At 73.2% G+C, this 13173-nt stretch carries 9 protein-coding genes, 2 rRNA genes and 2 pseudogenes; 12 read left to right on the forward strand and 1 reads right to left on the reverse strand.

The features are described 5' to 3' along the window. The 4 genes and pseudogenes from PT931_RS02490 to PT931_RS02505 all read left to right on the forward strand — a co-directional run. A 23S ribosomal RNA gene (locus PT931_RS02490) occupies positions 1 to 146 on the forward strand; the annotation flags it as partial. A gap of 108 nt (positions 147 to 254) precedes the next feature. Further along, positions 255 to 371 (forward strand): 5S ribosomal RNA (rrf, locus tag PT931_RS02495). Between the two features lie 1974 nt (positions 372 to 2345). Beyond that, positions 2346 to 3476, forward strand: a complete 1131-nt coding sequence (locus PT931_RS02500) for a hypothetical protein (protein WP_456244073.1) — start codon at positions 2346 to 2348, stop codon at positions 3474 to 3476. Then, positions 3473 to 4255, forward strand: a pseudogene (locus PT931_RS02505) (HAD-IIA family hydrolase); the annotation flags it as partial. The gene PT931_RS02500 and the pseudogene PT931_RS02505, both read left to right, overlap by 4 nt. A gap of 11 nt (positions 4256 to 4266) precedes the next feature. On the opposite strand, the gene PT931_RS02510 reads toward PT931_RS02505, so the two are convergent. After that, on the reverse strand, positions 4267 to 4605 hold the full coding sequence (locus tag PT931_RS02510) for an SCP2 sterol-binding domain-containing protein (protein ID WP_363732906.1): 339 nt from the start codon (positions 4603 to 4605) through the stop codon (positions 4267 to 4269). A 103-nt stretch (positions 4606 to 4708) separates the two neighbouring features. Here PT931_RS02510 and PT931_RS02515 point away from each other — a divergent pair, with 103 nt between their 5' ends. From PT931_RS02515 to PT931_RS02550, 8 genes and pseudogenes are all read left to right on the forward strand, one after another. Next, positions 4709 to 5368, forward strand: a complete 660-nt coding sequence (locus PT931_RS02515; RefSeq protein WP_456244074.1) for a phasin family protein — start codon at positions 4709 to 4711, stop codon at positions 5366 to 5368. Continuing rightward, on the forward strand, positions 5361 to 5510 hold the full coding sequence (locus tag PT931_RS02520; RefSeq protein WP_456244075.1) for a hypothetical protein: 150 nt from the start codon (positions 5361 to 5363) through the stop codon (positions 5508 to 5510). Before PT931_RS02515 ends, PT931_RS02520 begins: the two co-directional genes overlap by 8 nt. Then, the gene (locus PT931_RS02525) at positions 5510 to 6418 is read left to right on the forward strand and encodes a TlyA family RNA methyltransferase (RefSeq protein ID WP_456244076.1); all 909 of its coding nucleotides are present in this window, start codon (positions 5510 to 5512) and stop codon (positions 6416 to 6418) included. The genes PT931_RS02520 and PT931_RS02525 overlap by 1 nt, the downstream gene beginning before the upstream one ends. Continuing rightward, positions 6415 to 7308, forward strand: a complete 894-nt coding sequence (locus PT931_RS02530; RefSeq protein ID WP_456244077.1) for an NAD kinase — start codon at positions 6415 to 6417, stop codon at positions 7306 to 7308. The genes PT931_RS02525 and PT931_RS02530 overlap by 4 nt, the downstream gene beginning before the upstream one ends. A 237-nt stretch (positions 7309 to 7545) precedes the next feature. Further along, positions 7546 to 9303, forward strand: coding sequence for a DNA repair protein RecN (gene recN, locus PT931_RS02535; protein ID WP_456244078.1), 1758 nt, complete (start codon positions 7546 to 7548; stop codon positions 9301 to 9303). A gap of 368 nt (positions 9304 to 9671) precedes the next feature. Then, positions 9672 to 10853 carry a putative cytokinetic ring protein SteA gene (gene steA, locus PT931_RS02540; protein ID WP_456244079.1) on the forward strand — a complete coding sequence of 394 codons (1182 nt, stop codon included), beginning with the start codon at positions 9672 to 9674 and terminating at the stop codon, positions 10851 to 10853. Beyond that, a complete protein-coding gene (locus tag PT931_RS02545; protein WP_456244080.1) occupies positions 10850 to 11779 on the forward strand; it encodes a copper transporter in 930 nt (309 codons plus the stop codon). The genes steA and PT931_RS02545 overlap by 4 nt, the downstream gene beginning before the upstream one ends. Before the next feature lie 21 nt (positions 11780 to 11800). Next, positions 11801 to 12670 (forward strand): annotated as a pseudogene (locus PT931_RS02550) (hypothetical protein); the annotation flags it as partial. Positions 12671 to 13173 lie beyond the last annotated feature (503 nt).

The following is a 13173-nucleotide window of genomic DNA, read 5'->3' on the forward strand; positions in this document are numbered from 1 at the left end:
TCTAAGCGGGAAGCCTGCTTCAAGATGAGGTATCCCACCCCTAGAGGGTTAAGGCCCCCAGCTAGACGACTGGGTTGATAGGCCAGAAATGTAAGCCCGGTAACGGGTTCAGTTGACTGGTACTAATAGGCCGAGGACTTCACCACCAACATTCCTAAAGTAATGTCGCGTCCACTATACGGTTCACAGAAAACAACACCCACCATTCTCATCCCCGGATGAGAACAGTGCGGGTGCTGTTGTTCTGAGAGAGTTACGGCGGTCATAGCGAAGGGGAAACGCCCGGTCACATTCCGAACCCGGAAGCTAAGCCCTTCAGCGCCGATGGTACTGCCCTGGGGACGGGGTGGGAGAGTAGGACGCCGCCGGACAATTTTTCCCAACAGGGGCTGCCTTCGGGCAGCCCCTGTTGGCGTTTCTGGACAGCTCACCTGGCGATCGATGCAGGCCAGGTAGGGTTGTTCACTGGATTGGCAAGTGAACAGTGACTGCCACGGAGCCGCCCGCGGGCGGCTGAGGTGGATACGCAGGTCGACGCGAACCGCGTCGGGAAGGACATACCAGTGAGCTCCGAGTCTCCGAACCAACGCGACGATCGCGGCAATGACCGACGGGGTGGGGCCGCTGGCCGACCCGACAGGACCGGGGGCGGACGCCCGGAGCGCCGCGACGGCGGCGGTGGCCGTTTCGAGCACGGCAGCTCCGGTGGGCACCAGTCCCGCCCGCCGGCCGGTGACCGCCCGGGGTGGCAGGACCGTGGCCGTCCGAGCCAGGGTGGGGACCGTCCGCCGTTCCGTGGCGGCGATGACCGTCCGCGTCGTGATTCCGGTGACCGGCCCACTGGCGGTGGCTTCCGTGGCGGTCAGCAGGGTGGGGACCGTCCGGGTTGGCAGGATCGTGGGCGCCCCAGTGGCGACCGGCCTGGCTTCCAGGACCGGGGACGCCCGAGTGGGGACCGTCCGCCGTTCCGCGGTGGAGACGACCGTCCGCCGTTCCGTGGGGGCGATGACCGTCCGCGTCGTGACTTCGGTGACCGGCCCTCCGGTGGCGGCTACCAGGGCCGTCCCAGTGGCGACCGGCCCGGCTTCCAGGACCGTGGGCGCCCCAGTGGGGACCGTCCGCCGTTCCGTGGTGGGGACGACCGTCCGCGTCGGGACGGCGACCGGCCGACCGGTGGCGGGTTCCGTGGTGGTCAGCAGGGTGGGGACCGTCCGGGTTGGCAGGACCGTGGGCGCCCGAGCGGCGACCGGCCCGGCTTCCAGGACCGGGGACGCCCCAGCGGCGACCGCCCGCCGTTCCGTGGCGGCGATGACCGTCCGCGTCGTGACTTCGGTGACCGGCCGACCGGTGACCGTCCGCCGTTCCGGGGTGGGGACGACCGGCCCCGTCGTGACTTTGGTGACCGGCCCTCCGGTGGCGGCTACCAGGGCCGTCCGAGCGGTGACCGTCCGGGCTTCCAGGACCGGGGCCGGCCGACGGGTGACCGTCCGCCGTTCCGGGGGGGCGATGACCGGCCGCGCCGGGACGACCGTCCGGGTGGGGACCGTCCGCCGTTCCGTGGCGGGGACGACCGTCCGCGTCGGGACTTCGGTGACCGGCCCTCCGGTGGCGGCTACCAGGGTCGTCCCAGTGGCGACCGTCCCGGGTTCCAGGACCGTGGGCGCCCCAGCGGCGGCCAGGGTGGGGACCGTCCGGGTTGGCAGGACCGGGGGCGCCCCAGCGGCGACCGGCCCGGCTTCCAGGACCGGGGGCGCCCCAGTGGCGACCGCCCGCCGTTCCGGGGTGGAGATGACCGGCCCCCGTTCCGTGGCGGTGATGACCGTCCGCGTCGGGACTTCGGCGACCGTCCGACTGGTGGCGGCGACCGTGGCGGCTACCAGGGCCGTCCGAGCGGTGACCGTCCGGGCTTCCAGGACCGGGGCCGGCCGACGGGTGACCGTCCGCCGTTCCGTGGTGGGGACGACCGTCCGCGCCGCGAGGGTGACCGGCCGGGTGGGGACCGCGGCGGCTTCGGCAACCGCGAGGACCGTCCGCGTCGGGACTTCGGTGACCGGCCGACCGGTGGCGGCGACCGTGGCGGCTACCAGGGCCGTCCCAGTGGCGACCGGCCCGGGTTCCAGGACCGTGGGCGCCCGAGTGGCCCCGGTGGCGAGCGTGGCTTCCGTGGCGGGGACGACCGTCCGCGTCGCGACGGTGACCGGCCCGCCGGTGCGGGGTACCGGGGTGGCGACGACCGTCGTCCGACCGGCGACCGTGGCGGCTTCGGTAGCCGGGACGACCGGGCGCCGCGGCGTGACGACCGGCCCGCTGGCGACCGTCCGGCGTACAACAACGCGCAGGGTGCCGTGCCGCGCACCGAGCGCCGGTACGACGGGGATGACGGCCCCAAGGCGGAGACGCTGCCGTTGCCCGAGGGCATCGACCCGGCGGACCTCGACGACGAGGTGCGCGACGAGCTGAAGTCGCTCGGCAAGGGGCTCGCCGACGCCGTCGCCGCCCGTCTGGTCGCCACCGGCGAGCTGGTGGACGTGGACGCGAAGCAGGCGCTGGAGCACGCCCTCGTGGCCCGGCGGCTGGCCGCCCGGATCCCGGCGGTGCGCGAGGCGGTCGGCATCGCGGCGTACCTGTGCGCGGAGTGGCAGTTGGCGATCGCCGAGCTGCGGACGTACCACCGGTTGAGTGGCAAGCAGACGCACATCGCGATGATCGCGGACTGCGAGCGGGCCCAGGGCCGGCCGGAGCGCGCGATCGACCTGTACCGCAACACCGACCAGTCGGTGCTGGACCGCAGCGAGCAGATCGAGCTGCTGATCGTGGCGGCCGGCGCGCGGCTGGACATGGAGCAGGCCGACGCGGCGCTCGCGATGCTGCGGGTGCCCGAGCTCGACGGCGCGGACGACGCGCTGGAGGCGGGCCCGCTGCGGTACGCGTACGCGGACATCCTGCTGGCCACGGGCGAGCGGGACCAGGCGTACGAGTGGTTCGCGAAGGCGGCGGTGGCCGACACCGAGGGCGAGACCGACGCGGCCGACCGGCTGCTCGAACTCGACGGGGTCGAGCTGAACGACGACGAGGACGACGACTTCGACCCGGACGGCCCCGAGGCGCTGTCCGACGCGGAGATCGCCGAGCAGGAGGAGCTCCTCGCCGACGACGAGGACCTCGACGATGTCGCGGGCTCCGACGAGGACGAGGCCGACGAGGACGACGACGAGCTCGACGACGTCGCCGGCCAGGACGCCGACGGGGCCGGGGACGACGAGGAGGCCGACGAGGAGGCCGCCGAGCAGGTCGAGGCGCCGGCCGCGGTGAAGAAGCCGGTCGCCGAGGTCTCCGCGCAGAAGCCGTTCGCCGGTGGGGAGGAGGAGCCCGTGGAGGCTCCCCGCGCCAGCGGCCCGCCCAGCACGTCGCCGTTCCTGGCCCCCGAGGTGGTCGCGGACCCGACGGATGAGGTGAAGAAGCCCGAGTCGCGGTGACGACTCTGGTGGAGGGGTACGACGCCGTCCTGCTGGACCTGGACGGCGTCGTGTACCTGGGGGAACAGCCCGTACCGGGCGCGGCCGAGGCGATCGCCCGGCTGCGCGCGGCGGGGGTGCCCGTCGGGTACGTGACGAACAACGCGTCGCGCGCGGCCGCCGAGGTGGCCGCGCTCCTCAACCGGCTCGGGGTCGCCGCCGACGTGGACGAGGTCGTCACCTCGGCGCAGGCGGCGGCGCGGCTGTTGGCGGAGCGCTTCCCGCCCGGTACCCCCGTGCTGGTCGTGGGTTCCGCGGCGCTGCGCGCCGAGGTGGCGGCCGTGGACCTGGTGCCCGTCCTGGAGGCGGGACTGGCCGAGGCGGTCGTGCAGGGCTACGCGCTGACGGTCGGGTGGACCGACCTGGCCGAGGCGAGCGTGGCGATCCGGGGCGGCGCGCTGTGGGTGGCCACGAACACCGACGCCACCCTGCCGTCGCCGAGGGGACCTCTGCCCGGCAACGGCGCGCTGGTCGCCGCGCTGGCCACGGCTCTCGGTCGGGGGCCGGACGTGGTGGTGGGCAAGCCCGAGCCGACGCTGCTGCTCGCGGCCGCCGCGGCCCGGGGCGCCCGCCGGCCGCTGTTCGTCGGCGACCGGCTGGACACCGATATCGCGGGTGCGCACCGGGTCGGCTTCGACAGTCTGCTCGTGCTGACCGGGGTGCACGGTCGGGCGGATGTGGAGAGCGCGCCGGCAGATCAGCGTCCGACGTACGTGGGCGAGGATCTGGGCGCGCTGTTCTCCAGTACCCGTTAGAGCAGTGTCCTGAGTTTGAGCAGGTCGGTGAAGCTCGCCTTCACCGAGAGCCGGTTGCTGGCCCAGGCGCTGGCGAACGGGAGCTCGCCGTCGACCAGGGCGATCAGGTCGTCGCTGGTCGCGGTGAGCCGGATCTTGGCGTTCGGGTCGTCGCCGTCGGCGATGTCGTGCAGCCGGCCCTCGGCCAGCCGGCAGTGGAACGAGACCCCCAGGTCCTTGATCGTGCAGGCCATCGGGCGGTCGAGCGCGACCTTCTGCGCCACCTTCTCCGCGTTGGCCGCCAGCTTGGCGTCGAGCCGCCCCAGTGCCGCGCGGCACTCGTCCACGGTCGCCATGAAACCCCCCTTGATCCGACAACTCACCGATCGGTGACGCTACCGGAATGACTCTTCGGTAGCGTGGCGGGTGATGACCCGAGACTTGAGGGAGGTGGCCGCTGTGCAGGATGCTGTGCGTGCGTACCTGGAACTGGCGCTCGGCTTGACCGAGGCGTCCAAGAAGAAGGCGACGAAGATCGCCAAGAAGCTTGTCGCGGAGAGTGGCGCGAAGGCCGGTGCGGCCCAGTCGGTCGCGGAGGAGCTGATCTCCACCAGTCTGGCGAACCGGGAGGCTGTCGGGAAGCTGGTCCGGTACGAGCTGGACCGGGCCCTCGGCCGGGTGGGGCTGGCGACGGCCGAGGAGGTCGCGGAGCTGACCGACCGGGTGCAGGAGCTGGAGCGGAAGTTGCGGGCGGCGACGGCCGGTGGCGGGGCCGCGGCTTCGGAGGCTCCGGTGGCCGCTGCTCCGGTCGCGGCTCCCGTGAGGAAGGCCGCTGTGGCGAAGAAGGCTCCGGCCGCGAAGAAGGTTTCCGCCGCGAAGAAGGCGCCCGCTGCCAAGACGGGTCTGGCGGCCGCGAAGAAGTCCGCGACGGGTCCGGTGAAGCCGGCCGCGGTGAAGCCGTCCGCCGAGACGAAGGCCGCGGCGAAGAAGGCCGGGCCGGCTCCGGTGGCCGCGTCTGCCGCTGCGAACGGCTCCGCTGCCGCGCCGGCCAAGAAGGTCGCCAAGAAGACCGTGGCCAGGAAGACCGTCGCGAAGAAGGCCGCTGCCGCCGATGTCTGAGAGCACGGGTGACGCGCGCGTCGACCAGGCGTTGACACTGCTCGACGACGCGGCCACCCAGCCGCTCGCCGAGCAGGTCACCGCGTTCGAGGCCGTGCACCGGGCGCTGCAGGACACCCTCGCCAGCGTCGACGAGAGCTGATGGCCAGGCGCGCGCGGCTCGACGCCGAGCTGGTCCGCCGGGGCCTGGCCCGGTCCCGGGAGCACGCCGCCGAGCTGGTGGCGGCCGGTCGGGTCGAGGTGCGGGGCGGGGCGGCGACCAAGCCGGCGACGTCCGTGGACCCGGCCGACGCGATCCGGGTTTTGGAGGGCGGCGGGGTGGAGTACGCCTCGCGGGGCGGGCACAAGTTGGCCGGCGCCCTGGCGGCGTTCCCGGCGTTGACGGTCGAGGGGAAGCGCTGCCTGGACGCGGGCGCCTCCACGGGCGGGTTCACCGACGTGCTGCTGCGGTCGGGGGCGGCCCGGGTGGTGGCCGTGGACGTCGGGTACGGGCAGCTGGTGTGGGCGCTGCGCACCGACGACCGGGTGCAGGTGCACGACCGGACCAATGTGCGGACCCTGACGCCGGAGGACATCGGGGGGCAGGTGGACCTCACGGTCGCCGACCTGTCCTTCATCTCCCTGCGACTGGTACTGCCGGCGCTGGCCGCCTGCACCCTGCCCGACGGCGACCTGGTGCCGATGGTCAAGCCGCAGTTCGAGGTGGGCAAGGACCGGGTCGGCCCGGGCGGTGTGGTGCGGGACCCGAAGCTGCACGCGGAGGTGGTGCTCGACGTCGCGGCGTCGGCGGCCGCGTTGGGGCTGGGGGTGGCCGGGGTCGGGCGGAGTCCGCTGCCGGGGCCTTCGGGGAATATCGAGTTCTTCCTGTGGTTGCGTAGGGGGGCGCCTCCGGTGGATCCGGAGGAGGTGGCGCGGGTCGTGGGGCTGGTCGGGCCGGAGGAGGCCGGGGCCGGTGCGGCTGGTTCTGGTGCCGGGGCCGGCGGCGGGCCTGGTGGCGCGGCCGACGGGTCCGTGGACGGTTCGGGGTCGATCGAGGGCGGGGAGTCATGAGAGAAGCGCTGCTCGTCACGCACACCGGCAAACGGACCAACACCGAACACGCCCGGACGGTGGCGCAGGACCTGGGCGCGGCCGGATTCCGGGTCCGGGTCCTGGTCGAGGAGGCCGGGGACCTGGAGCTGCCGGGTACGGTCGCGGTGCCGGCGGACGCGGGGGCCGCCGACGGGGTGGAGATCGTGTTCGCGCTCGGCGGGGACGGAACCCTGTTGCGGGGCGCGGAACTGGCCCGGCCGGTGGGCGCGCCACTGATGGGGATCAACCTGGGCAAGGTGGGCTTCCTCGCGGAGGCCGAGATCGGGGACATCGACCAGGCGGTCAAGGACGTGGTGACCCGGTCGTACACGGTGGACGAGCGGATGACCATCGACGTCACCGCGAGCCTGCACGGGAAGGTGATCGCCGAGTCCTGGGCGCTCAACGAGGTCAGCGTGGAGAAGGGCGACCGCGCGCGGATGCTCGAGGTCATGCTGTCGGTGGAGGGCCGGGCGCTGTCGCGGTACGGCTGCGACGGGATGGTGGTGGCCACGCCGACGGGTTCGACGGCGTACGCGCTGTCGGCGGGCGGGCCGGTCGTGTGGCCGGACGTGGAGGCGATCATCGTGTGCCCGATCAGCGCGCACGCCCTGTTCAGCCGGCCGTTGGTGGTCGCGCCGACGTCGACGATCGGGATCGGCGTGGAGCCGTACACCACGTTCGCTGTGTTGTGTTGCGACGGTCGGCGGGTGTGGGACCTGCCGCCGGGCAGTGAGGTGACGGTGCGGCGGGGTGCGTTGCCGGTGCGGGTGGCGCGGTTGCGGCCGGGGTCGTTCACGGACCGCCTGGTGGCGAAGTTCGGGTTGCCGGTGGACGGGTGGCGGGGCGCGGGGCACGCCAAGCACTGACCCGCCGGACGGCGGGTGCCCGGCTGGGGCGGCGCGTCCTGGTGACGTCGGGCGGTCGGTGTCGCCGTCGCGGGCGGCTCTTCGGGCCAGCTGCCGGGTGTCCGCGGCCGTCCCGGTGCCCGTGTTCCGGGGTAGCTGGTGCCGGCGTGGGCGGAATGCTCCGGGTCGGCCGGGCGATTCCCGCTGGTGGGGCGGACTGATTCTTCTTTGTCGTACCGACGGGCTAGGGTTCTCGGTGTGCTGGAGGAGCTTCGCATCACCGGACTGGGCGTCATCCACGACGCCGTGCTGCCCTTGTCGGCGGGCCTGACGGTCATCACCGGCGAGACCGGGGCGGGTAAGACGATGGTGGTGGCGGGCCTCGGCCTGCTGCTGGGTGGCCGGGCCGACGCCGGTCGGGTGCGTTCCGACGCGGGCCGGGCCGTCGTGGAAGGACGGTTGCGCCTGACCGGGGCGGTCGCGAAGGCGGTCGCGGCCCGGGTGGCCGACGCGGGTTCCGAGTGTGACGACGACGGCAGTCTGCTGCTGTCGCGGTCGGTGACGGCCGAGGGCCGGTCCCGGGCGCACGTCGGCGGGCGCAGTGTGCCGGCGACGCTGCTCGGGGAGATCGGCGAGCAGGTGGTGGCGGTGCACGGCCAGTCCGACCAGCTGCGGTTGCTGCGGCCGGCGGAGCAGCGCGCGTCCCTGGACCGGTATGCGGGGGCCGACCACGACAAGCTCCTCGCGGAGTACCGGGAGGTGTTCGCCGCCTGGCGGCGCGCCGACGAGCAGTTGGCGGACCTGCGCCGGTCGACCCGCGAGCGCGCCCAGGAGGCGGATCTGCTGCGCCTGGGCCTGACCGAGGTGACGGCCGTGGCCCCGGAGCCCGGCGAGGACGAGGAGCTGCTGGTCGAGGGCCGGCGGTTGGAGCATGCCGAGGGTTTGCGGACGGCGGCGACGACGGCGCACATGGCCCTGACGGGTACGGAGGACGTGGAGTCCTTCGACGCGGCCACGATGCTGGGTGAGGCGCTGCGCGCCCTGGAGGGCCAGTCCGAGGTCGATCCCCGGTTGGCGGAGCTGGCGGCCCGGGTGGCCGAGGCGCACACCCTGGTGCGGGACGTGGCGGGCGAGCTGGGCACGTACGTGTCGCTGCTCGACGCGGACCCGACCCGGTTGGCGGCGATCTACGAGCGGCGCAACGCGCTGCGGATGCTGACGCGGAAGTACGCGGAGGACATCGACGGCGTGCTGGCGTGGGCGGAGAAGGCGGCGGCCCGGCTGGGGGAGCTGGACGTGTCGGACGACGCGTTGGCGGCCCTCGCCGAGGAGCGCGACCGGCTCGGGGAACAGGCGGCGGAGCTGGCGGGCCGGTTGTCGGCGGCGCGGTCGGAGGCGGCCGGGCGGTTCGCGGCGGCGGTGACGGTGGAGCTGGCGGGGCTGGCGATGCCGCACGCGCGGATCGAGGTCGTGGTGCTGCCCCGGCCGGCGGGTCGCGGCGAGGCGGTCCTGGTCGTGGCCGGTACGGAGATGGGCGCGGCCTCCGACGGGGTGGACGAGGTGGAGCTGCGGCTGGTGGCGCACCCGGGCGCTCCGGCGTTGCCGTTGCAGAAGGGCGCGTCCGGGGGTGAGCTGTCCCGGGTGATGCTGGCGGTCGAGGTGGTGTTCGCCGGTTCCGGTGGGCCGCCGACTTTGGTGTTCGACGAGGTCGACGCGGGGGTGGGTGGCCGGGCGGCGGTGGAGATCGGCAAGCGGCTGGCCCGGTTGGCGAGCCGGCACCAGGTGCTGGTGGTCACCCACCTGCCGCAGGTGGCGGCGTTCGCGGACCGGCACCTGATGGTGGCGAAGGACACGGGCGGCGTGGTCACGACGAGTGGCGTGCGGGTGGTGGAGGACAGCGAGCGGGCCCGGGAGCTGGCCCGGATGCTGGCCGGTATGCCGGACTCCGACCTGGGGATCGCGCACGCGGAGGAGCTGCTGGCGGTGGCGGCGGCGGAGAAGGCGCTGCTGCGCTGAGGTGTTACGGCGTGTCCCTGGTCGCAGTCGAGAGGCGGAGACACCCTGGCCGTGGTCGGTGGGCGGGTGCGGGAGCCCTGGTCGCGTTTCGGGGGTGTTCTGGTGGTGTCGACCGTGCGGGTCGTCACTGCCTGCTGGCGATGCGGGGATGTCCCGGCTGAGGCGGGTCGTTCTGCCCGGGCCGTGTCGGGCCGCCCGGGCGGGCCGTTGCGGCGGGCTCGCGTTGATGCGCCGGGCAGGTGCTGGCCGCGTTGCGTTAACGTAGGTGCGATGTCCTCGTACGGTGGGTGAGGCATACATGATGATTTCGCCCATCTGCGCATGTCGCGGCCGGCAACGGTCGCCCTGAAGTGCCAAGATGGGTCTCAATGAGGCTACCCACGCTGCGGCGCACCCGTCCGGTCGAGGCGGGCGTGATTACCGGACCGGTGCGACTCGACCGTAGGACGAAGCGGCTCGCGGGCCGGCTCCGCCCGGGTGACATCGCGCTCATTGACCATGTCGACCTGGACCGGGTCGCCGCCGACTCGCTGGTGGAGTCCGGTGTGCTCGCCGTGCTCAACGCGAAGCCGTCGATCTCCGGCCGGTATCCGAACCTGGGCCCCGAGGTGCTGATCGCCGCCGGGGTCGCCCTGATCGACGACCTGGGCGAGGACGCGTTCCAGCGGCTGCGCGAGGGTGCGACGATCCGGATCGAGGACAACGTCGTCTTCCTCGGCGAGGACAAGATCTCCGTCGGGGTGCGCCACGACACCGAGTCGGTGGCCCGGGCGATGGCCGAGGCCCGCGAGGGGCTGTCGGTGCAGTTGGAGGCGTTCGCCGCCAACACGATGGAGTACCTGCGTCAGGAGCGGCACCTGCTGCTCGACGGCATGGGCGTGCCGGACGTGGCGACCCAGCTGTCCGGGCGGCACTGCCTGATCGTGGTGCGCGGGTACGACTACAAGGCCGACCTGGACGTGCTGCGGCCGTACATCCGCGAGTTCAAGCCGGTGCTGATCGGCGTGGACGGCGGGGCCGACGCGCTGGTCGAGGCCGGCTACACCCCCGACATGATCATCGGGGACATGGACTCGGTGTCCGACGACGTGCTGCGCTGCGGGGCGGAGGTCGTCGTGCACGCCTACCCCGACGGGCGGGCGCCCGGCATGGCCCGGGTGGAGCGGCTCAACGTGCCGGCGATCACGTTCCCGGCGGCGGCGACCAGCGAGGACATCGCGATGCTGCTCGCCGACGAGAAGGGCGCGACCCTGATCGTGGCCGTGGGTACGCACGCGACGCTCGTGGAGTTCCTCGACAAGGGTCGCGGCGGCATGGCGTCGACGTTCCTGACCCGGCTGAAGGTGGGGGGCAAGCTGGTCGACGCGAAGGGCGTCTCCCGGCTGTACCGGCAGAACATCTCCGCGTCCTCCCTGCTGCTGCTCATTCTCTCCGCGCTCGCGGCCATGGCTGCCGCGTTCGCCGTGTCCACGGTCGGCCGGACGTTCCTCAACGTCGTGGCAGAGTGGTGGGACAACCTGATCTTCTCGGTACAGAGGCTGTTCTCTTGATTAATTTCCGGTACCACGTGGTCTCCATGACCGCCGTCTTCCTGGCTCTGGCGATCGGTCTGGTGCTCGGCACCACCGCGCTCAACGGTCCGGTGGCCGACTCGCTCAGCGACCAGGTCAACTCCCTGTCGAAGAAGAACGAGAACCTCCGCGACCAGGTCGGGCACCTCGAGGAGGAGCTCAAGAAGCAGGAACAGTTCGTCGAGGAGCTGGCCCCGACCGTGCTCACCGGCAAGCTGGCCGGCAAGCGGGTCCTGGTCGTCGACATCTCCGGGGCGAAGACCGAGCAGGTCGACGGGGTACGGCGGATGCTGGAGATCGCCGGGGCCAAGGTCACCGGCCGGATCTCGATCACCGACGAGTTCACGAACCCGGCGAAGAACCCGCTGCTCGTCGACCAGGTCAGCAAGGTGCTCCCGAAGGAGATCACCGACCCGCTGACCAGCTCGTACGGGGCGGAGTCGGCGGCGGCGCTGCTCGCGGCGGTCCTGCTCGACCACAACCCGGTGGTGCCGAAGGAGGCCCGCTCGACGGTTCTGGCGGCGTTCAGTACCAACCGGTTCCTCACCGTCACGGGGGAGATCACCGAGACGGCCGAGGCCGTGGTGCTGGTCAGCGGCCCGCCGTCCACGGACCGGGAGGCCAGCAAGCGCAACGACGCCGTGGTGGCCGTGGCCGAACAGTTCGACAAGCCGGCCCCGATCGTGGTGGCCGCCCCCAACGCCAGCGGCGACGGCAACGTGATCGGCGTCCTGCGGGGCGACCCGGCGCTGTCGAAGTCCGTCTCCACCGTGGACAATGTGTCCGGTGCCGTGGGGCAGCTCGTGACGGTGATGGCTCTGGTGGAACAACTCGCCGGCCATCCCGGGCACTACGGCATCGCGGGCGGGGCCAGCGGCCTCGCACCGAAGACCGAGAAGAAGTAGCGACAGCACCGGGAGGTCACGATGGGGCGGGCGCGACGGATCGCCGGACGACTGGCACTGGCCGGGGCGGGAGCGGTCCTGGCCCAGGCCACGCTCCGCGCCCTGATGGCCTCCCCGGCCGGGCCCGGGCTCGACCGGACCAACCACCGCGGCCGCACCCTGAGCCTGGCCTCCGGCCCCGCGCTCGCGGTCGCGGCGGCCACCACCGCGGCGGTGGGGGCGGCGAGCGCCCCGGTGGCCGTGGCCGCCCTGACCGCGGGGCTGGGCGCGGGCGCCGTCGGCCTCTACGACGACATGGCGGGCGTCGACGCCGACCAGAAGGCCACGAAGGGCTTCCGGGGTCATCTGTCCGCCCTCAAGCAGGGCCGGGTCACCAGCGGCATGGTCAAGATCGGCGGGATCGGTGTCGCGGGGCTGGCCGCGTCCGCACTGTTGTCGAGGGGTACCGGTCCCGGCCGTGGCGTCGGGCCCCGCCGCTCGAAGCTGGGCGGCGCGGCGCACGTACTTCTCGGCGCCGGTGTCATCGCCGGTATGGCGAACCTGGTGAACCTGTTCGACCTGCGTCCCGGTCGGGCGTTGAAGGTCGGGCTGCTGGTCGGCGCGCCGCTGGCCGTGGGGCCGGCCGCCGGCCTGGTCGCCGGTCCGCTCGGCGCGGCCGGGGTGCTGCTGCCCGACGACCTGGACGAGCGGGTGATGCTCGGCGACTCGGGGGCCAACGCGCTGGGCGCCCTGCTGGGGTTGGCCATCGCGGCGCGCAGCGGGCCGTTGACCCGGGGGGTGCTGCTCGCGGGGATCGCCGGCCTGACCCTGGCCAGCGAGCGGATCAGCTTCACGAAGGTGATCGCGCGGACGCCGGCGTTGAACGCGGTGGACATGTGGGGCCGCCGCCCGGTCACCGACGTGCCGGCGGTGGATCCGGTGGTCGAGGAGACCGTGGTGGTCGACGACGGGGCGTCGTTGACCGGGGACCTGATCGTGGCGGTCGGGACGACGGCGAGGACGGAGCCGGTCGACACGGACGCGGCGTCGGAGCCGGTGGACGCGACCGCTGGTCCGGACGCGGTCGGTGCCGCGCCGAAGCAGGCCCGGGGCGCTGCGAAGCGGACCCGTGCGGCGAAGGCGGGTGCGGCCGGTACGCGGCGGACCGCTGACGGGTCGGCGTCGGACGCGGAGCACTCCGGGGTCTGACGGCTCGGGCCCCCTGCCGGGCCGGCACGACTTCACCGGGGTCGGGGATTCTGGCGGGACGAACGCGTGCGTTGGCCGGGGGAATGGGTGCCCGACCTGTTTCCTCCCGGCCGGTCGACGTTGCGGCGATCCGGTGGCCGAGCTGCTGGTTCGCGGCGCGCCGGGTCCCGGGTCGGCCGGGTTCCGGGCGCGTCGGGTGACCCCGG

It is taken from the genome of Longispora urticae (genome assembly GCF_053902585.1).

What these genes read in the sequence shown, in the direction of transcription:
- PT931_RS02525 (WP_456244076.1), top strand. Translation starts at nt 5,510, where the DNA reads ATGGCCAGGCGCGCGCGGCTCGACGCCGAGCTGGTCCGCCGGGGCCTG.
- PT931_RS02510 (WP_363732906.1), bottom strand. Translation starts at nt 4,605, where the DNA reads ATGGCGACCGTGGACGAGTGCCGCGCGGCACTGGGGCGGCTCGACGCC.
- PT931_RS02520 (WP_456244075.1), top strand. Translation starts at nt 5,361, where the DNA reads ATGTCTGAGAGCACGGGTGACGCGCGCGTCGACCAGGCGTTGACACTG.
- PT931_RS02530 (WP_456244077.1), top strand. Translation starts at nt 6,415, where the DNA reads ATGAGAGAAGCGCTGCTCGTCACGCACACCGGCAAACGGACCAACACC.
- steA (WP_456244079.1), top strand. Translation starts at nt 9,672, where the DNA reads ATGAGGCTACCCACGCTGCGGCGCACCCGTCCGGTCGAGGCGGGCGTG.